General features: G+C 32.4%; 19 protein-coding genes. 6 read left to right on the top strand and 13 right to left on the bottom strand.

Annotation, left to right across the window (positions count from 1 at the left end; genetic code table 11):
• Positions 1 to 50: 50 nt before the first annotated feature.
• Both CQ046_RS13550 and CQ046_RS13545 read right to left on the bottom strand, forming a co-directional pair.
• Positions 51 to 752, bottom strand: a complete 702-nt coding sequence (locus tag CQ046_RS13550; protein ID WP_105702778.1) for a hypothetical protein — start codon at positions 750 to 752, stop codon at positions 51 to 53.
• A gap of 262 nt (positions 753 to 1,014) precedes the next feature.
• Positions 1,015 to 1,419 carry a helix-turn-helix transcriptional regulator gene (locus CQ046_RS13545; protein ID WP_105702777.1) on the bottom strand — a complete coding sequence of 135 codons (405 nt, stop codon included), beginning with the start codon at positions 1,417 to 1,419 and terminating at the stop codon, positions 1,015 to 1,017.
• A 150-nt stretch (positions 1,420 to 1,569) separates the two neighbouring features.
• On the opposite strand from CQ046_RS13545, the gene CQ046_RS13540 reads away from it, so the two are divergent.
• Genes CQ046_RS13540 through CQ046_RS13535 form a run of 3 tightly spaced genes read left to right on the top strand, consistent with a single transcriptional unit; the run spans position 1,570 to position 2,413 of the window.
• Positions 1,570 to 1,803, top strand: a complete 234-nt coding sequence (locus tag CQ046_RS13540; RefSeq protein ID WP_105702776.1) for a SymE family type I addiction module toxin — start codon at positions 1,570 to 1,572, stop codon at positions 1,801 to 1,803.
• A 46-nt stretch (positions 1,804 to 1,849) separates the two neighbouring features.
• On the top strand, positions 1,850 to 2,023 hold the full coding sequence (locus CQ046_RS23895; protein ID WP_228406954.1) for a hypothetical protein: 174 nt from the start codon (positions 1,850 to 1,852) through the stop codon (positions 2,021 to 2,023).
• 27 nt (positions 2,024 to 2,050) lie between these two features.
• A complete protein-coding gene (locus tag CQ046_RS13535) occupies positions 2,051 to 2,413 on the top strand; it encodes a hypothetical protein (RefSeq protein ID WP_123906617.1) in 363 nt (120 codons plus the stop codon).
• A 216-nt stretch (positions 2,414 to 2,629) separates the two neighbouring features.
• Here the strand turns inward: CQ046_RS13535 and CQ046_RS13530 are convergent, their stop codons facing one another.
• Positions 2,630 to 3,394, bottom strand: a complete 765-nt coding sequence (locus CQ046_RS13530) for an O-methyltransferase (protein WP_105702774.1) — start codon at positions 3,392 to 3,394, stop codon at positions 2,630 to 2,632.
• Positions 3,395 to 4,677: 1,283 nt separating this feature from the next.
• Here CQ046_RS13530 and CQ046_RS13525 point away from each other — a divergent pair.
• Complete coding sequence (locus tag CQ046_RS13525; RefSeq protein WP_105702773.1) at positions 4,678 to 5,460, top strand: YdcF family protein; 783 nt, start codon at positions 4,678 to 4,680, stop codon at positions 5,458 to 5,460.
• An 87-nt stretch (positions 5,461 to 5,547) separates the two neighbouring features.
• On the opposite strand, the gene CQ046_RS13520 is transcribed toward CQ046_RS13525, so the two are convergent.
• From CQ046_RS13520 to CQ046_RS13490, 7 genes are all read right to left on the bottom strand, one after another.
• Positions 5,548 to 6,417: a DMT family transporter gene (locus tag CQ046_RS13520; RefSeq protein WP_105702772.1), complete on the bottom strand. Its 870-nt coding sequence runs from the start codon at positions 6,415 to 6,417 to the stop codon at positions 5,548 to 5,550.
• A 197-nt stretch (positions 6,418 to 6,614) separates the two neighbouring features.
• Positions 6,615 to 7,010 (bottom strand): VOC family protein, encoded by a 396-nt coding sequence (locus CQ046_RS13515; protein WP_105702771.1) that lies wholly within the window; start codon positions 7,008 to 7,010, stop codon positions 6,615 to 6,617.
• Positions 7,011 to 7,657: 647 nt separating this feature from the next.
• A complete protein-coding gene (locus CQ046_RS13510) occupies positions 7,658 to 8,611 on the bottom strand; it encodes a DUF6624 domain-containing protein (protein ID WP_105702770.1) in 954 nt (317 codons plus the stop codon).
• Positions 8,612 to 8,749: 138 nt separating this feature from the next.
• Positions 8,750 to 9,988 (bottom strand): hypothetical protein, encoded by a 1,239-nt coding sequence (locus tag CQ046_RS13505; RefSeq protein ID WP_105702769.1) that lies wholly within the window; start codon positions 9,986 to 9,988, stop codon positions 8,750 to 8,752.
• Between the two features lie 48 nt (positions 9,989 to 10,036).
• On the bottom strand, positions 10,037 to 10,912 hold the full coding sequence (locus tag CQ046_RS13500; protein ID WP_228406953.1) for a phosphotransferase: 876 nt from the start codon (positions 10,910 to 10,912) through the stop codon (positions 10,037 to 10,039).
• A 327-nt stretch (positions 10,913 to 11,239) separates the two neighbouring features.
• Positions 11,240 to 11,947 (bottom strand): hypothetical protein, encoded by a 708-nt coding sequence (locus tag CQ046_RS13495; RefSeq protein ID WP_105702767.1) that lies wholly within the window; start codon positions 11,945 to 11,947, stop codon positions 11,240 to 11,242.
• Positions 11,948 to 12,118: 171 nt separating this feature from the next.
• Entirely contained in the window at positions 12,119 to 13,612 is a 1,494-nt protein-coding gene (locus tag CQ046_RS13490; RefSeq protein ID WP_105702766.1) for a BspA family leucine-rich repeat surface protein, read from the bottom strand.
• A gap of 251 nt (positions 13,613 to 13,863) precedes the next feature.
• On the opposite strand from CQ046_RS13490, the gene CQ046_RS13485 reads away from it, so the two are divergent.
• Positions 13,864 to 14,568, top strand: a complete 705-nt coding sequence (locus CQ046_RS13485) for a hypothetical protein (protein ID WP_105702765.1) — start codon at positions 13,864 to 13,866, stop codon at positions 14,566 to 14,568.
• 82 nt (positions 14,569 to 14,650) lie between these two features.
• Here CQ046_RS13485 and CQ046_RS23890 read toward each other — a convergent pair whose 3' ends face one another.
• Positions 14,651 to 15,862, bottom strand: coding sequence for a TonB-dependent receptor (locus CQ046_RS23890; RefSeq protein ID WP_228406952.1), 1,212 nt, complete (start codon positions 15,860 to 15,862; stop codon positions 14,651 to 14,653).
• Between the two features lie 126 nt (positions 15,863 to 15,988).
• Positions 15,989 to 17,035: a TonB-dependent receptor gene (locus CQ046_RS23885; RefSeq protein WP_228406951.1), complete on the bottom strand. Its 1,047-nt coding sequence runs from the start codon at positions 17,033 to 17,035 to the stop codon at positions 15,989 to 15,991.
• 158 nt (positions 17,036 to 17,193) lie between these two features.
• Here CQ046_RS23885 and CQ046_RS13475 point away from each other — a divergent pair, with 158 nt between their 5' ends.
• Positions 17,194 to 17,577 (top strand): hypothetical protein, encoded by a 384-nt coding sequence (locus CQ046_RS13475; RefSeq protein ID WP_105702764.1) that lies wholly within the window; start codon positions 17,194 to 17,196, stop codon positions 17,575 to 17,577.
• A gap of 118 nt (positions 17,578 to 17,695) precedes the next feature.
• Here the strand turns inward: CQ046_RS13475 and CQ046_RS23580 are convergent, their stop codons facing one another.
• Entirely contained in the window at positions 17,696 to 17,980 is a 285-nt protein-coding gene (locus tag CQ046_RS23580; RefSeq protein ID WP_164976748.1) for a bacteriocin-like protein, read from the bottom strand.
• Between the last annotated feature and the right edge of the window lie 213 nt (positions 17,981 to 18,193).

Here is an 18,193-nt window from a genome sequence, read left to right as displayed (position 1 = left end):
CTGGATCGGATTCAATTATTTAGCTTTTATTGTTATTGCTTGTAAAAAATTCATAAAAAGAAAGTCAAGATGAGTTCATTGTCTAAAATATCAGTTCTATCAATTGTTAAATAATCTCTTTCTATATAAGAAGTAAATCCTTCAATAATATCTCTAAATTTATATTCACTCTCATTATTAGGTGTATCACCATCAGTTTCTTTAATCAGTTTAATATCATCAATTCCATCCTTTATATAATCCGAATAAATTATTTCTATTTGATGTCTACTTGACATTGGGGTTTGTCCTGTATTTAGGGTCAACATTCTATATAAAATTCCTAATTTATTTATTCCTAAATATATTTCTATTCTCAATTTACGCTTTAATATTGTGTTCTTTTCAGGATCATCTTTAGATTCTAACTCATTTACCAAGTCTCTAATAGTATAAGTCCTTTGCAGTCCATCAAGTATTATTAATTTTTCTTTATGTCCTAGAATAGTATTGACTAAGTCATCGTCACTTTGATCTTTTCCAGCCTCTGCTTCCATTGATAATGCTAAAACAATAGGCGGAATAACACATCCTTGTCGTAAATCTGTTTTTAATAAACTATAAACAGATGATGAAGACTTAACACGTCTTCTTTGAAATTCATTATTATCTAATATATCTTTAGAGAGAGTATAATATTCTTCTATTGTTGTTTCTATTAAAAGATTTAGTGAGTTTATTCTATTGTCGAATATTTTATCTTTTATTTCCATGATTTAAATTTGTAGTATAAACAGTTATTTTATTTATAATTAAATTAATTTCTTTTCTATTGTAATTACGCCATTATGAGTTTAAAATAAAGAGATAATGATATGATTATTGTAAAGTTCTACAACATTATTCCTAATTTTATAACTTATGATTGTAAGGTTATATTAATATTACCTCAAGGTTCACCAAATTCAATTGAATTTTCATTGTCTATGGTTATTGGGTTTTTATTTTTTTACTTTGATATTTTATTGTAAGAATTTATTTCCTCTCAATCAACCTCTCCAATTTCTCAATCATTTCCTTCTGCTGTTCAAGCATACGCTCATAAAGCTCAACCATTTTGTCAAGAGGATTAAAATTGAAATTAGGATAGTAGTTATAACCGTTTGATTGATCATTGAAAGTATTAGAAATAATATTCACCGCCTGTTCCTCATCAAAATTCTCAATCGCTTCCGCAGGAACTTTCAAAATTTGAGCTACCTGTGCCAGAATATCAGATTCTACGGTTTCTTTTTGCTCTAAAAGGGAGATTTTCTTTTGGTTCCAGTCATCACCCAGTTCAAAAGCCAATGCTTCCTGTTTGATCCCCAGCATTTCGCGGAAACGCTTTATATTTCTACCCTGATGTATTTTCTTATTTTGCATATCTGTGTAACTCATAATAACAAATATAAAGCTTTAGAACAAAAAAATAAAGCTCCTTGTTAAATTAAATTCTATTCTAAAATATCTCTCTTTCTGAATAAGTTATCCTTTCCTCAACTGGTATATCCTCCTGATTATGTTTTCATTTGTTGAAAAATAACAAATATGAAAAGAACAAGAAGAATGACCAGCAGCAAATATAATGAACTGCGCAATCGTAACCTTACGGTTTCCCTCAAATCGTTTTCAAGAGCGTATGGCAAAATAGTGTACTTCCCGGAAATAAGAATAGCAGGGAAGTGGGTAGCGCAATGCGGCTTTCAGGCAGGAGAAAAAATACTGGTTACCGTATGCAGAAACCAGATTATTTTGGAAAGGGAAGTGGATTATGGGGGATAAATGCTATTTTTGAACCATTGCCATTTCAAAGTCAACCTAATCAATAATGAGAAATAATGTCAGCACCAGATCCATATTTTTTGTATTACTATTCTTAATATTTTCCTGTAAAGGACAAAATAATCCGGAATGTTTGATAAAACTTAAAGAAAGACTGTCTCCAAAAGTAAATGCTGAAAATAAAATTGGTGAAGTGATTAACTTAAAAGAAGATACTTAGTGTTTTGATTGGGATTCTTTACTTATTATGATGCCAATTTCTTTAAATGAGGAAGCCGAGAAAGAGTTAGGAATAAAGTTACCCATTGGGGATGATTATATCTGGGAATCTGATAATACCTCAATGTTTTTATTTGTGAAGAATAAAAGAGTTGTTTATTCTATGCTTCAAAAGGCCACTGTAGACAAAGAAACTTTTGATACAGCAAAATCGATAAGAGCTTATTATTTTCTTAATTTACTTAACTCCTATGGAAAAGGAAGGTACTATGTTATCATTCCAAAAGAGAAGGCTGTATTTGAAACTTATCCTATGATATATCATGATAAGGATGGTAAAGAAATAAGTAATCCTAAGTTTGGCCTTGGTGTAAAGATGAAAGGAAACTAGAATAATAAATGAAGATAGGCTTCAATTTCCAAAAAGAATAATAAACAAAAGATATCCCGGATCATTAATCCGGGATATTTTCTTACTATTCTTAATGGTTCAAATATTTTATTAAAATTTTTAAAACGCAAAGTTTTCAAAGGAAGGATTTTATATTTTAGGTGGCAAAGGATGGCAAGTGGACTTGCCTGATGAAGCGATGTGGATCGTTTTTCTTTATTGTTTTATAAAAATTCCGATATATTTTCCGCTGTATTCTACCACAGCAGTAGTAATATTTTTCTTGATACAAAAATCCTGATAAGCAGAATTGTCACCAATATCATCACTGATAAACACAGCTCCTGGTTTCAATCTTTTATAAATTTGATGATAAGCCCACATTCTTCCGTGGTAACTTTTGTCAGAATCATAATGGAAAACATCAAAAGTAGAACCTTTTTTGAAAATTTTAGGTAAAGATTCTCTGTCTGCAAAACGGAATAACTTCCAAAACTTTTTAAGGTTTTCAGGAACCACATATCCTACATAATGATCACCATCCTGAGCAAGATAAGGCATATCGGAGCTATACAGCGTACCATTTCTTTTTTGAAGCGAAAGCAGTATGGCTAAAGAAGACCAACCATAAGCGACTCCTGTTTCCAGAACATTTTGTGCTTTGGTAAATTCACATGCGTAATAAATGAGTTCCAGTGCACCGGGACCGCCCATTGTAATAGGGCATTCTTTTTCTTTTATATGGGTTTTTTCCAGAATATCGGCGTATATATTTTTGAAATGATCACTATCCATTGAGAAAAGTCTGGAAATTGCCTCTTTTTGGGAAACTGCTACAGATGCAGCCCATGAGTTTGTTTTTGCCTTTCCTTTGAATGGACTTCTTCTGCTTACCGTATTTTTAATGATTTTTCTGCCCAGTTCAGGGTAAAGAGCAGGTCTTTTAAGATAAGCTACAAATGTTTTAAGAACTGTTGACATGTCACTGATTGTATTAAAGTTACAAGACAAATGTATCTTATTAAAACTCGTATTGCATGTAGACAATATTAATTTTGAAAGGAAATTTGTTTATAATTTTTTAATGATATATCAGGTGATTAATCAACAATAAATATTATATTTTACTTTAAATGTAAAATTAAAGAGGAATGTTTTTCTTTTTTCTAGAGGACGAAAGGTGGACAGGTGAATTCACCCTATGAAGTAAGAGGTTGTTTTTTTTGAACCATTAAGAATGCTTAAGGTTTTAAGTGAAGTTAAGATTCAAATGCATTTGAATAAAGCGTTCTGCTTCTTAAATATTTCTATATATTTCCTTAAATACTATTAACAGCTTAATCAATTCTTAATGATTTAAAAATTTTATTAGAATTTTTAAACGCAAAGCTTTTATTTGAATGCTTTTGTATTTTGAGGAGGCGAAGAATGGGCAAGTGGACTTGCCTGATGAAGCGAGTGATAATTTCTCGCAGATTTTTTGAGTATGATAATCTGCTGTTTATTTTGAACTATTAAGATTTCTTAAGGTTTTAAGTAAAGTTAAGATTCAAATGCATTTGAATAAAGCGTTCTGCTTCTTAAATATTTCTATATATTTCCTTAAATACTATTAACAGCTTAATCAATTCTTAATGATTTAAAAATTTTATTAGAATTTTTAAACGCAAAGCTTTTATTTGAATACTTTTGTATTTTGAGGAGGCGAAGAATGGGCAAGTGGACTTGCCTGATGAAGCGAGTGATAATTTCTCGCAGATTTTTTGAGTATGATAATCTGCTGTTTATTTTGAACCATTAAGATTTCTTAAGGTTTTAAGTAAAGTTAAGATTCAAATACATTTGAATAAAGCGTTCTGCTTTTTGAATATCTTTAGATATTTCCTTAATATTCTTAATGGTTCAAATTCTTTGTTTCAATTTTGTTTTTATCTATTTAAGGCTGAGACGGTTTCTTTATGTGTAAGAAGAAGCTTTTTTCTTTACAGAAATGCCTGTCCAAAAAGATTTGGAGTACGGTCATAAAGGTGTTGATTCTTTTTTGCTTTTTCATGAGGGTAGGTATTGTTTTTATTAACACACTAAAGAGTGTGCTGTTTATTGATTGCAAATGTATACAATAATTGTATAAACAGAAAGATAAATCAGGCTAAATTATTTTAAATAATTGTTAATTGTCTATTGCCGTCAAAAGCTGTACTCAGGAAATTCCTTTATCTTTGTAGTCTCGATGTTTTCTATACATTAATCCATATTATTTGAAGATGAAATTTTTACTAGACCTTTTATTCCGTGTTTTCCAGCTTTTTACAGAACCTTATTTCTTAGTATTTCTTGCGATAGTTATAATAACCTTATTAAAAAGAAAAAATAAGCGCAAAAACCTTAGGATAGGAATTGGTGTATTGACCGTTTTAATGATCATCTTTATAGGAAATGGCTTTCTGGGTAAACTAACTTCCGAATATTTGCAAAAAAGCTATGTGAATACTTCTAGTACTAAGAATATAGCTTCTCAGAACCCTGTCATTGTAGTTTTAGGTGGAGGAGTTGTAGATTTTGACAAAACAGAAAGGTTACACACCATGTCTTATTCCAGAATTGTCACAGCTTATCAAGTGTACCAAGAATACAAGAAAAATAATATACCCTGTAAAATACTAATTTCCGGAAAAGGGAGAGGACGTAAAAGCGAAGCAGAATTATTCAGTGAAAATTTCAAAAAAATGGGCGTGTCGGATGCTGATATCATCAAAGAAGATAGAAGCATGAATACTTATGAAAATGCAAAATATTCCAGCAAGATACTAAAGCAGATGACTCCTTCCAGTGTATATCTGGTAACTTCCGGGTTTCATATGAAGCGATCTGTTTCTCTGTTTCAGACATTTGGATTGAATCCTGTTCCGCAAGCCTCAGATTTTATAGATACTGAAATAACGCTGTTTCCGAACAGCTATAATGCTGCATTTACATTTGTGATGCTGAAAGAGGTTCTGGGAATATGGCAGGTACAGCTGTATAACAGTTTGGGAATGAATGGATAGTTTTTTGTTTTAAGAATAAATATATTATGTAAAACCGGACACTTAAGTAGTTTAAGTGTCCGGTTTTGGTTTAAATAAAATCGCTTATCATTTTTTTTTCTTCAAAGAAATTACTGTCTGTAAAACCACAGATGAAATAATAAATACCAATCCTATATAAAAAGCAAGATTGACCTCTTTACTTTCTCCAAAAAATAAAAAGGCCATAATAATAGCATATACAGGTTCCAGATTGTAGGTTAAATTAACTGTAAAGGCAGAAATTTTCTTCAAAACTTCTGCAAACATCACATATAAGCCAACTGTACAAAAAAGCGATAAAATGCCCAAATAAGCAGTGTTTTTCAAGTCAGGGACTATGCTATCTGACTGGAAATAGAGGAGGTATACGGGCAAAAATACTCCCCAGCATAAAGTACCGGCAATCATCTGATAAAAGTTGATCAATTTCGTGTCGAAATGGTCTACCAAACGCTTGTTATAAATAGTATAAAGAGCGCCGAATGCTGATGAAAATACACCCAAAATAATTCCTAATTGATAAGAAGTATCAAAATGAAATATTAAACTAATTCCCAAAATTGTAAGCATACTAAGAAGTAATTCTGAAAGCTTGAATTTCTCCTTATCAATTACAGGCTTGAATACTGCTGTGAAAAAGCTAGTCAGGCAGTAACATACGACACCAATGGATATATTGGCATATTTTATACTGGCATAAAATAGCAGCCAGTGTAACGTAAGCAGCAATCCGGTTTTTGAAATCTTAATTTTTTCCCGGAAAGAAATATTTGTTGGAATTCTTAAGAGTTTTAAAATAAAGAATAGAATAATGGAGGAGAAGAGGAGTCTGTACCAGACTAATAAGCCTTCATTAAGAGTGATCAGTTTTCCGAATACACCTGTAAATCCGGCCAATATCACGGCCAGATGTAATAATAAATATGATTTTTTCATTAGAGAATGAACTGCAAAGTTTTGAATTAATATTTTTTTAGAATGAGAAGCATAAAGACTTTGGCCGTTAATGAGTTAACGACATGAGTAAGCTTCCAATTAAATTGAAAATATTAAGGTGCCGGAGGAGGCAGACAGTTCGCGCGGTTCATATGTATCTGTTGAATGTCAAATATAGGGAAAAATAGGTTATAGGTCTACATAAAAAAGACATTAAACTTGTGTCCATCCGGATCTGCAAACACAAAACCATAATAGTTTTCTCCAAAGCTTTCAGGAGCTGAAACAATGGTTCCTCCTGCATTTTTTACTTCTTCAGCCCAATCATCTACCTGATTTTTACTTTCCGCAGAAAGAGTGAATATAATTTCGTTAGAACTTTGAGGGTCACCAAATTTCATACTTTTCAGGTTGTTTTCTATGACGTTTTTTAAGAAAAAATGGACAATTAATTCATTTCCTGCCATAAAAAAACTTACCAATTCATTAGAACTGTGTGGGTTGTTGGGCTTGAATCCCAGTTCTGTATAGAATTTTTCTGTGCGTTCAAGGTTGGCTACGGCCAGATTGGCCCAGATCATTTTAGGTTTCATATTATTTTATTTTTTGGTTAGAGTAAAGGTATTGTGTTTTATGATGATAAAAGCTGTCATGTGGCAAGATTTTCTATTTTTAGGAGCTAAGAGGAAATTTTCACTATCATTCTATTTAACATAATATAAGCGGAAATGAATGAGCGAATTGTAAAGAGAATCAAAAAGTTAGAGGAATATAGACGCTGTATGTGCTGATAAAGATTTTGCTGAAAACTGGCAGAGCATCAGATCATGATGAGCAGGAAAATTTTTATAAAAATTTACTGGAGCATTATTTTTCTGACCATGAACTGCCGTACAGACAATATTTTTTCAGAGATTGGATTTTCACGCCGTTTAAAGAAAGTTCTTAGAAACCGTTACAGCGTATTTGGCTGGATAATTTGGGATATAAAGCATTCTGAGGGCAGTTAATACTCTATTTTGGCATTATAATAAAAATCCTATAATTTATATTATGTTAAATTGTAAATTGTTTTGGTTTCTCAGATTCACAGAACGTGTTCGATTTCATTATTTTACGCTCTTGATTATTACATCAAATTTTTCAAGTAATAATAAACTCTATCCCAGGTTATGCTCAATAACTTCTAGATTTAGAAGCGGCGGATTAAGGAAGCCCTAAACCCGCCGTTTTTGTAATTCTATTTATTTAATTTTTCTAATTCAGGCAATTCTCTTTTATACTTTTCAACGTCCCAAATTAAACTCCAATTTTTAACATAATCAGAGATTGGTCCTAAGCCAACTTCTGTTCTTCTTTTATCTACATTGTCTGGATCAATTAAAGGTAAAACATAGTATGTTTTATTATTTTGATTGATTCCTATTTGACTTCCGTATATTTGTTTTCTACCTTCTCGAATTTCTATTCTGTCAATTAACAAAGCTAAAGAGCCTGAACTTGCATTCCCTTTTGCTACAGCTTCTTTCATCATGGGTAAATATTTTTTTTGCGTTTCCAAATCTGAATGTTGAATGACAAGAAATATTGCACTATTGGCTTGTGCACCTACTTTGTCTTTACCCACCCAACCTTTTTCATCTAATATTTTTTTTACTTTTAATAAGTTAATAGAGTCTTTCTGCATTGCTATTTTCCAAAGGTCATTCATTTCTTTAGACTCTGGACCGAAATTTTTTTGAGTTTCATTCATTTGCTTTCTATATTTTTGGTCTTCTTCAAGAATTGCCAATAATTCAGTCTGCAATGGTTTGTCATAATTTGCTTCTATTAGCTCTATTTTTTTTTCTAATCTTTCAATTGTTTTCCCCCATTCTTTTTTTGAATGTAAATTTTCTAAATCAGTATCAGAATTTAAGTGCTTTAGATTTGTCCAACCATTTTCTATTGATAAGTTCAGCCATTTAAAAGCTTTTTTTGTATTTCCTGCTAAAGAAGATGCGCATGCACCATTATATAAGTGACTTGGATTTTTACTTTCAATTTTAAAAGCTTTATCATATAAATCAGTAGACATTTTATAGTCTTTTGTTTCATATAATTTATTAGCTTCACTTATTAATTTTGAATATTCTTGGGCATTAACGCTTGTGAATAAAAATAATAATAACAAAACATAAATATTGTTTCTCATTTTTTCTGTATTTAATGGTTAAATTTTAGATGTTTTTAGGTTATGTTTTTAAAATGTCTGTTAACTTTCAAATTTACGCATTATGTCAATCTGATTTATATAACTTTCTTAAAGCCATTGTGTTTCATGTAATATCTCTTACTTGTTGAATGGGTATTCATTAATCCAATGAAAACTCCTCTTGTTTAAAGGATAATCTTCCTTTTTCTTTCTTACTGTTTTTATTTTTATAGAATCACTACCCTTATTTCCCATAAAAATGATACTATCTTTTTGAGCATTGTAATGCAGGTAAGCATATAGGTGTTGTTGATCTATTTTACGAAGCATAAGTATTTTTTTTTCAGTATCTAAAACACTCTGAAACGCTTTAGTACTGTCATTATTAAGAATGACAGTTGTCCGGCCTGGAGAACTGATCAATAGTTTTTTCCAGCCAATAGAATCGTTGGATGGTATTTCCTGATTGTTTATTATAAATTTATCAACAATATAGGCACCCTCCATTGGAACAGCTGGAGGCTTATAGAACAGTGCTGATGAAGAACTCAATACGAAAAAAACTACTACGAGCCACTTAAGTCCAGTAACTGTAATCCTCTTCCACTTTTTGTCTGATGTTCTTTTTTGAAATCGTAATTGTGATGGCTGATGCAAGATAAAAAAACGATATAAAGCAACTGCATCACCGCTGACAATATAAAGGCAAAACAAAACAATATGACTGGAAAATATTTTTACCGGCACATCATAAAAAAAATTCAACAGAGCCACATTGATCATCACTGTCATGGAAAAAAGAGCACCAAAAGTTTTGGTTCTTCTGAAAAGAAGCAAAAGTCCACCACCAACTTCCAACAATCCGGAAACAAATGTATAACCACTGGAAGCTCCCATCATAGTCCATACCATACCCATTGGCGACATATCTCCAACTTTTTCTTCCAGCCTGCCAATTGAGTTAGCTGGAAACTGTCCGTCGTGCAGTTTCGCAAAACCGTACGAAAGCATTATCATAGCTACATAATAGCGTGCTACTACTACTGTAAACCAATGAAGATCTTTAAATGTTCGCTGTTTTTTATCTACAAGAAGTATAATGAGTGCAGCCATTAGAGCTAAGCCAATATTTACAATCACTACCCAATAATCTAATGTAGTATCGCCGCTGCCAGTCATCTTAATATGTTCTACCTGCGGTTGCTGAAAAACATTTTTACACAACCACAAGACTCCACTCTTATGTATTCCCTCTAAAGGTGAAAACTGGGAGGTAAAGATAAAAAGATAGATATAAGAAATAACGTACAAATGCAGGAAAGGCAGTACCGCGTTTTGCTTTCTTTGATTGGGAAAATTGATAGATTTTGTATCCATATTAACAATATTTATTTAAGGATAGGAAAGCCGGTAAGTTTTCTTTCGTTAGTTTACCTCAATTTTATGATAAGCCATCCAACGCTTGAGATTTCCAACCATTCTTTTTAAATGATCTTCATTCAGGAAAATATTGGTCCAATATTCAAATCTGTCGCACTGAACACTTATGTAATAGGTCATAATGGCTAAGCATGCGAAAAGTAAAAACTTTTTTTCTTCTTCATTGATTTTAGTTACGGTCTCATAGCCTTTTATGAAACTATCTGCTTTTGCTTGATACTGTTCTTCGTTCAGATTGGTTGCCAACAATTGGAAGAGAAAATAAGAAATATCGAAGCATAAATAACCGTTGCCACAAAAATCAAAGTCAAAAAATGTAACTTCTTTTTCATCGTCAATATGCAGATTGTCAAACCAAACATCAAGATGAACGGCTCCATATCTCATATTCTGATGGTCTATATTTTCCATTTTCAACGCTAAAAATGCAGAAAGTCTTTCTAAAAATTCAATTTCGCTGGTATTTTTACTGTAAAATTCCTTTGTTCTTACAACAGGGGTTTTAAGCAAATTTTGAGCATTATAAGATATTCTCATCAGTTCTACATTTTCTGTGGATTGATGAACTTTTGCTAATGCCTCTCCTATCAGAAAGCTTGTTTCAGATGAGAATTTTGCTGTTTTTATGCCTTTAGCAAACGAAAATAAAACACCAAATCTTGTCCCTTCCGGAGCTTCAATTTCCTGAATGAATTTGTTTGATTTGTCAGCAATTGGAAAAGCAACCTGCCGGTCTGCTTCTTTTAGAAGATTTAGAAGTCTTAATTCTTCTTCAATTTCTAATTGAGTCCGCCAATGATGGGTGTAAACTCTAAAAACATATTTGTTTTCGCCATCATGAACAATATATAAATGGTTCATAGCAAGCCGAAATATGCTGCATTCCGTTTTGTCGGTTAGACCGTATTTTTGCTGAATAAATTGACCAAGCCTTTCAGGTGAAAGTGTGCTGTTTATGGTTGGAAATTTCTCTGTCATTTAATTCTCAGTTCATGGTTAGTTATAAAATCGGTGCAATTTCGTTACATTTTTCGATTTTACATCTATTAAATCTGTTTATATTAGAAATATTTCTTTATCCAACAATGACTTAATGCTAAAGTCTGTTTATTTGAAGTATACTTTGCCTGGTAAACCAATCTTAAAAAAACAATCCCTTTCTGGATATGAAAGGGATTGTTAATTTTCTTAGTTATTATTGTTAATAATCGGAGCAAGTTCTTTTTTTAATTCCTCAAACTTTTCTTTGCTCATCATATCTATTTCCATCAGTTCTTTTGCTTCTTTTAATTTTGCAATCGCTTCATCTCTGGTCATTTTTCTATTTTTTAAAAGAATTTCACCAGACTCAATCCCTAGCTCCGTATCCATGACGCTTAAATATTTATTGATTCCAAAAGCTCTATCATTTATTTCTCCCAAAACCATAACTACATACAAAGGTTTACTTTTACTGCCTCTGTGATATGTTTTTATCTCTCTGACAATAACTTTAGTATTTTTTAAGCTGTTATCTGCCATATCCTGTGCTTCACCACCCATAGCAGACATAATACTTCCAAATCCAGCTGGTCTACCCATTTGTACAAATTCATAAGTTTTTTTTGAAGTACTTCTTGATTGTGCAATACCCCCTCTTGCTTTATTCCCATAACTCCCTGAATAAGTTCTTGTATTCAGTTCTTCAGACGTAGGAGATCCTAATATTAAAGTATCCCCCACTTTCACACTATTTTTACTCGTTGTTATATATTCCTTAACCGGAGCACCATTTTTAATAGTTTTAAAAAAATTGATATCCTGTGTGTTTTCGTATGTCAATAAATCAATATTTTCTTGAGCTTTAATATTTGCTATTGATAAAAGAATAGTAAATAAAATAATTGTTTTTTTCATAAATATTATTTTTTATATATTGGAATTCAATTTTTAGTCCTCAACAAATATAATACCATTTATATGTTATAAATTTTATACAAATTATATATAAAATATGGAAAATCATAAAACTCCAAAGTACAATGACTTTGGAGCTTTTTTTATAAAATTAGCCTTTCGGCTGACCAATTATTTCTTGATTATTTTAGTGAACGTACTATTTCCTTTTAACAGATAATTCCCTGATGGATAGCCAGTAAGATCAATGCTGTTTTTTCCTTTATTTAAAGTCATAGTTTTAATGACTTTACCGGTAATGTCATATAAATAGGCATTTTCGTTTTCAGGAGATTCCACAGTTATCATTCCCGTTGTTGGATTAGGATAAGCCGAAGTTTTCGGTTTTACAGAAACCTCTGCTGTTGATAAAAAACATCCTGAATTATAAGAATCTCCAATAATATTAAACCCTTTGTTAACCAATTGAGCTCTTGCCATAATGGCTTGCGGTGTAGAATAAACTAACCCCGTTGCATCTATTGTTCCAGACGTTATGGTTGAGTTTGTCCATGTAGGATTATTATTCAGTGCAACCAGAAAATTACTGTAATTCGTACATGATAACCCTGAGTTTTTAAATCCAAAAGATATTGAGCTCCATGCAAAGTTTTGAAGCTTGATATTCCAGGTAGAAATATCCTGATTAAAAAGTGTAGCACCATTAAACATATTAAACCCTGCAAAATAATTGACCTTACTTACATCCCAGTTTCCAATGGGCTGATTGAATGATACTGCATTTTCAAACATATACTCAAAATCCGTTACTTTACTTGTATTCCAATTATTAAGCGGTTGGTTAAAGGCTGCAGCATTAGAAAATACATACCTGAAATTAGTAGCATTTTTTGTATTCCATGAATTTAATGGCTGATTAAAAGCTACAGCATCTTTGAACATTGCAGAGAAGTTGGTTCCAGCTGTTGTATTCCAGCCAGAAATATTTTGATTAAAGGCAGACGCATAAGAAAACATTCCACTAAAATCGGTTACATTCGCTGTATTCCAGGTTCCGATATTTTGATTAAAAAGCTTTGCTCTGCTAAACATGCTGTTCATATTTGTAATTGTGCTTGTATTCCAATTAGAAAATGAATTATTTCCAATCAAAGACGAACAATTAAAGAACATTTGAGATAGATTGTTTATTTGTGTCAGATTGGGAGTATCTGTAGCAGTTACGTTAAGATTTGGACAGCCTGCAAATCCCGCATTAAATTGCTGAAGCCAAATAATATCTCCCCATTGGCTAATTTCGATAAGCTCAGGATTTGCATTAGGATTGATAGAGTCTGTGCCGGCTCTGAATCCGTAAAATAACCCACTGCCATTTGAAACTTTTACTTTATAAGTAGCCTGGATAGGGTTTGTATTTAATGATGTACCAAAAGAAATCGTAATAGGATTGCTGCTGTTAGAGGTCACAGAATTCATGACTCCACTATGCTGGGGAAATCCAACTTCTTCCCAGCTAATGGTATAACTTGTTCCGGTACCACCAAAAGTTATTGAATTATCAATGGTACCAGTGGCGTTAGGTTTCCATAGAGTAATAAATTCAGTCTGCGCATAGGAAATGAAAAATGAAAAGAGAAAAATGATTATTAGTTGTTTTTTACACATAATTTAAAAAGAGTTTTTTTTAAGGTTAAAATTTGGTTTACTAAGACAATAAATTTCCCGGGATTCTTTATCTTATCTCTAATACAAAGATATAGGCGCACAGCGACAGAACTTGTCGTATTAAAATAGTATTCCTTCTTTTTTTAGTTTTTTTTGATTATTTTTTATCTTAAAAATGGGCTGAAAAATCACCCAAAATAGTTATTGTGCTCATTCTATTGTAAAGCTAAATTTGAAAGAAAATAACCATCATGGAAACCTTCACAATCATCAAAGATTTTCTGAAAAAAGAAAATGTACAAGCCGTTCTCATTTGCTTGATTCTTGGTGCTTTAGCATTTACTGTGCAAACTCAATCGGGTCGTTTTATGGAAGATTCTTCTGTGAAAGTATTAGAACCTTTGGATAAAGCTGATTCTATTCAAAATCAGGTAATTAATGCATCACTTTCTGGATCATCAGTGAAAATATCAACTTTAAAAAAGCAATATCTTATGAGTGAGCAGGTTAAAAGATATTACAGACAACTGGGAACAACGTATTATGTGAATTATTATTCATTTTCCATTTGTGCCATCGTATTTGCTACCCTTCTTACGGTTGCTGTTTTTCTTATGGTGAATAAAGGCTGGCAAAATTCAGGTCTTCTTCTTAAGACATTCTTATTGGCCAATATTGTATTATCATCTGTGTATTACTTTCTGCCCAATGTTTTAAGCAATAAGGATAATATCAATTCGAATATGCTGAAAATAAAAGAATTTCAAAAAATTCAATCGGATATTATGAAAATAGCTGTCAATGCAGGCAAACTGGATGAAAAGAAAATGGACAGTGCTATTCAGAATCATTTTGAAAGGATTGGTGCGAATATAGACTTTCCTACTACCATTGATAACAGCAAGATTGACAGTAAATTATTGAAACTTCTGGAAACGGATAGCTATAATAAATAACCATTTGAGAAAATAACATACCTCAAAAATAAGAAAACATGTATATAAAATACATGTCTTCTTTCGGATATTACAATAGGTTTTATATGGTTATTTTTACGCCTGCTGAAATATTAATTCCAGGGAGCGGACTTAGAAATTTTAACTGAGAATTTTGAAGTCTTGCCTCGGTGTTCAGAAGATTATTTCCTATGATATAATATTCCAGATCACCTATGCCTAAACTTTTGTCTTTGTATGCTAAACGGACATTAAGTAATGAAAATGCCGTCATAGGAAGTTCAGGATTAATATTTTTCCCTAAATATTTTTGTTTTAAATAATGATCTAAACTTACATTCACGCTGAAGTTCTGTAGAGTTCCTTCCAGATTGAATCCAAAACGGCTTGTAGGCATATTGGGCATATAATCGCCATCACTCCATTTTCTTATGGAACTGTCGGCAACACTTATATTTCTTACCAAATCATAATATCCACCTATCTCCCACTTCCCTACTTTTCCAAGATCTGCTTTATAAGAGGCTTCAGCTTCAATTCCATTGATTTCTGTATCATCAGAACGCCATTCTTTTACAAGGAAAATCTCTCTGGAAAGTCCTGTGTGAGCCAGATAAATATAATTTTTATAAAAAGTATGATACAGGTTGGCAGATACCCTAAAGTTTTTCAGATTTAAGCCTCCTCCTATTTCGACTGTATTTGCGGTTTCTTTATCCAGCCTATCATCGCCATTTTCCTCTGTCAGAATAGCAAAATGATTGTTTCCTGAGTAGAGTTCATTCACTTCCGGTGCTCTTTCGGAATGGTTGTATTGTACTTTTAGATAGGCTTTTTTGAAGATAATCCATTGTGCGGAACTATGGAATTGGTGAAGAGTAAAGTCTCTGTCAATGAGCTTTCCGCCGGAAAGTCCGCGGCTTCTGACGTATTTACTGTCTGCTTCTGCCCTACGTTGTGCATGATCATTTCTATATCCAAGATCCAGCTGAATGAAATCAAAATCAAGGTGCTGAATCGTGAAAAATCCAATTTCACGGCTTATATTGTTGGGTAAATATCTCTGACCTCCGGTTCCTTCCATATCTCTGTATTGTACTTCAAGACCTGTGGTTCCCGTCAGGAATTTTAATTTTTGCTGTGTGATTTCCAGTCGTCCATTGTGCTGGTTTACGGCAAATTGATTCGCTCTGAAAGTATCAAGAAGTTCTGCATTTTTGGAAAATATTCCCATATAATTGAGTTTGATACTGGAAATTGGGAAGTTTGTAAATCTGTAACCCGTTTCAAACATGGCTTTGTGGGATAAGCTTCTTATATTGATGGGAAGATATTCTATTTTTTGCTGTGGTTTTCCATGGGTATGTTTGGGTATTTTCGCAATTGCATATCCCGGGACTCCGAAATAAGAATAAGAATTCTAATAAGCTCCTCCTGCATAAAATGATTTTCCAATATAGCTTGTTCCAACGTAAAATGAGTTGCTTTCTGAATGACTGTTAGGGATAACTCCGTCTTTTGTTTCCACATAATCCCTGATTCCATTTACCTCACTTTTGTAACGGTCTTTCGAAGGATCCTGACCTGGAACATACAGATCATTCTTTGGATTAGGATAATTTTTACCATCAGCCGGATTATAATAAGTGGGGCTGAATGTGTAAAGGTCATCTTCAGAAAGTTCATAATCTATCATATGATCTTTGGCAAACTGGCTGATGTACGGGAAAAGGCTTTTATTCAATACCCGTCTGGAATCCACGTCTACCTGACACAACGACTGCAAAATACTATTGAAACCCATCAGGTTGGGATCATAACATCTGCTATCCTTAGATTTTCCGGGAATTCTGACTATATCCTGCTTGTGATTGCTTCCTCCTACAGCCCATACCCAGTTTTTAGCGATAATCCCTCTGGCTGAAAATGCCTGTTTCTGTCCACTATTACTTCCTCCTTCAAGAAGTCCTGTTATATTTAGCTTTTTATCTGGTAATTGCCTGGTAATATAGTTAGTTTCAATATCAATAGCACCTCCAATGGCTTTTCCTCCATATAAAACGGACGCCGAATTTTTATAAACAGTAATGCTTTGAACACTGTTCATTTCTATATCCGTATTAAAATCAGGACTTATTCCTGAAAGATCATTCACTGCAGTTCCATTCTCCAGTATTTTTACTCTATTTCCACTTATACTTCGAATAACAGGAGCTCCGGAATTAGGACCGTAACCCGAATTTTGAATCCCCGGAATTTTACTCAGCGTCTCTCCCAGGGTATTGGATTGAAGGAAATCCAGCTTTTTCCTTGAAATATTTACTGAATTGTAATTGGTTTTCCCCTGTATTTCAACGGATTCTATGTCCTTTACGACTTTTTTTTCAGGGTTAAGTTTCTGCGCCTTCAGAATGGATGAGGAATACATTAGTGTGCTTCCCATCAAAAAATAAACGGTCTTTTTCATGTGCATATACTTTAATGATCCGGCAAAGCTAGATAATTAAATTCATTAATGCAACATTGTTGCTTTATAAGATGTGTTACCTTTATTTCTTATGCTGATGCTTCGTTTTATAGATTAATTTTATATTAGCAGAAACTAAACAACCATAAAAATGAATTATGAACAAGGTATTTCTTCTATTTTTATTTTTTTCTTTAGTGGTAAATGCTCAGAATGTTAACTGCAAATCTGCACATATTGGAAAATTTCAGATAGACAGTGGCGAATATGGAATCACCGTCATTGATAGGAGTAGTAAATTCCAAATTGAAACAACCGAAAAAATGGGGTATAAAGCAAGATATGACATCCACTGGATTGATGATTGTCATTATCAATTAAAAAACAGAAAAGTTATAAAAAGCAAATCCCCCGAAGAAAGTGCTTCTGGCTATGTATTAGCAGCAGAAATCTTAAAAGTTGTGAATGAAAAGATTTTCTTAAGACTTAGTTCGAACTTTTCTGATGAAATAATAGAATGTGAGATGATTAAGATTAAATAATGCAGATGATTATATTTCAAAACTCCAGGTTTTTAATCTCAATATTAAAAACTTTACAATAGAAAAGAGGCTGCCTATTCCTGGCAGCCTCATAATTTTTAATGTCAATGCTTACTTATTAGCAAGTAGTACCGCACTCAAGTAATCTGATGTGGATTACACCATTAACAACACATTGTGTTTGGCATAAAGCGTTAGTAACAACAGTACCTACACCGCCTACTACTCCACCTACTGTAGAACCTACACCGCTAACTACACCGCCAACGATAGTTCCTACACCGCCTACTACTCCACCAACTACACCTCCTAGTCCACCTAGAAGACCGCCGATTGGATCTAGTAATCCGTTACCTGAAATAGTTTTTAATTCGTTTCTGTCTAATTTTTTTAAGTTTTTCATAACTATAATTTTATATGATTATTACATCACGAATATATGAATAATAATGTTACAATTGCAAATTATTTTTGATAAATTAATCATATGTTTTTATTATTTAATATTTCATTAATATAAGTGTGTTTTGATGAAAATATGATTTTCACTTATATGTGATTGATTTACTAAATGTTAAAAATAATAACTCTAAATTTCATAAATTGAGTTATTATT

The organism is Chryseobacterium sp. MYb7 (genome assembly GCF_002979455.1).
Lineage (GTDB): Bacteria > Bacteroidota > Bacteroidia > Flavobacteriales > Weeksellaceae > Chryseobacterium.
This window is presented reverse-complemented; position numbering and strand designations above follow the sequence as displayed.

Coding starts and splice junctions, on each gene's coding strand:
- CQ046_RS13550 (WP_105702778.1), bottom strand. CDS start 752: ATGGAAATAAAAGATAAAATATTCGACAATAGAATAAACTCACTAAAT.
- CQ046_RS13545 (WP_105702777.1), bottom strand. CDS start 1,419: ATGAGTTACACAGATATGCAAAATAAGAAAATACATCAGGGTAGAAAT.
- CQ046_RS13540 (WP_105702776.1), top strand. CDS start 1,570: ATGAAAAGAACAAGAAGAATGACCAGCAGCAAATATAATGAACTGCGC.
- CQ046_RS23895 (WP_228406954.1), top strand. CDS start 1,850: ATGAGAAATAATGTCAGCACCAGATCCATATTTTTTGTATTACTATTC.
- CQ046_RS13535 (WP_123906617.1), top strand. CDS start 2,051: ATGATGCCAATTTCTTTAAATGAGGAAGCCGAGAAAGAGTTAGGAATA.
- CQ046_RS13530 (WP_105702774.1), bottom strand. CDS start 3,394: ATGTCAACAGTTCTTAAAACATTTGTAGCTTATCTTAAAAGACCTGCT.
- CQ046_RS13525 (WP_105702773.1), top strand. CDS start 4,678: ATGAAATTTTTACTAGACCTTTTATTCCGTGTTTTCCAGCTTTTTACA.
- CQ046_RS13520 (WP_105702772.1), bottom strand. CDS start 6,417: ATGAAAAAATCATATTTATTATTACATCTGGCCGTGATATTGGCCGGA.
- CQ046_RS13515 (WP_105702771.1), bottom strand. CDS start 7,010: ATGAAACCTAAAATGATCTGGGCCAATCTGGCCGTAGCCAACCTTGAA.
- CQ046_RS13510 (WP_105702770.1), bottom strand. CDS start 8,611: ATGAGAAACAATATTTATGTTTTGTTATTATTATTTTTATTCACAAGC.
- CQ046_RS13505 (WP_105702769.1), bottom strand. CDS start 9,988: ATGGATACAAAATCTATCAATTTTCCCAATCAAAGAAAGCAAAACGCG.
- CQ046_RS13500 (WP_228406953.1), bottom strand. CDS start 10,912: ATGAACCATTTATATATTGTTCATGATGGCGAAAACAAATATGTTTTT.
- CQ046_RS13495 (WP_105702767.1), bottom strand. CDS start 11,947: ATGAAAAAAACAATTATTTTATTTACTATTCTTTTATCAATAGCAAAT.
- CQ046_RS13490 (WP_105702766.1), bottom strand. CDS start 13,612: ATGTGTAAAAAACAACTAATAATCATTTTTCTCTTTTCATTTTTCATT.
- CQ046_RS13485 (WP_105702765.1), top strand. CDS start 13,864: ATGGAAACCTTCACAATCATCAAAGATTTTCTGAAAAAAGAAAATGTA.
- CQ046_RS23890 (WP_228406952.1), bottom strand. CDS start 15,862: ATGTTTGAAACGGGTTACAGATTTACAAACTTCCCAATTTCCAGTATC.
- CQ046_RS23885 (WP_228406951.1), bottom strand. CDS start 17,035: ATGAAAAAGACCGTTTATTTTTTGATGGGAAGCACACTAATGTATTCC.
- CQ046_RS13475 (WP_105702764.1), top strand. CDS start 17,194: ATGAACAAGGTATTTCTTCTATTTTTATTTTTTTCTTTAGTGGTAAAT.
- CQ046_RS23580 (WP_164976748.1), bottom strand. CDS start 17,980: ATGAAAAACTTAAAAAAATTAGACAGAAACGAATTAAAAACTATTTCA.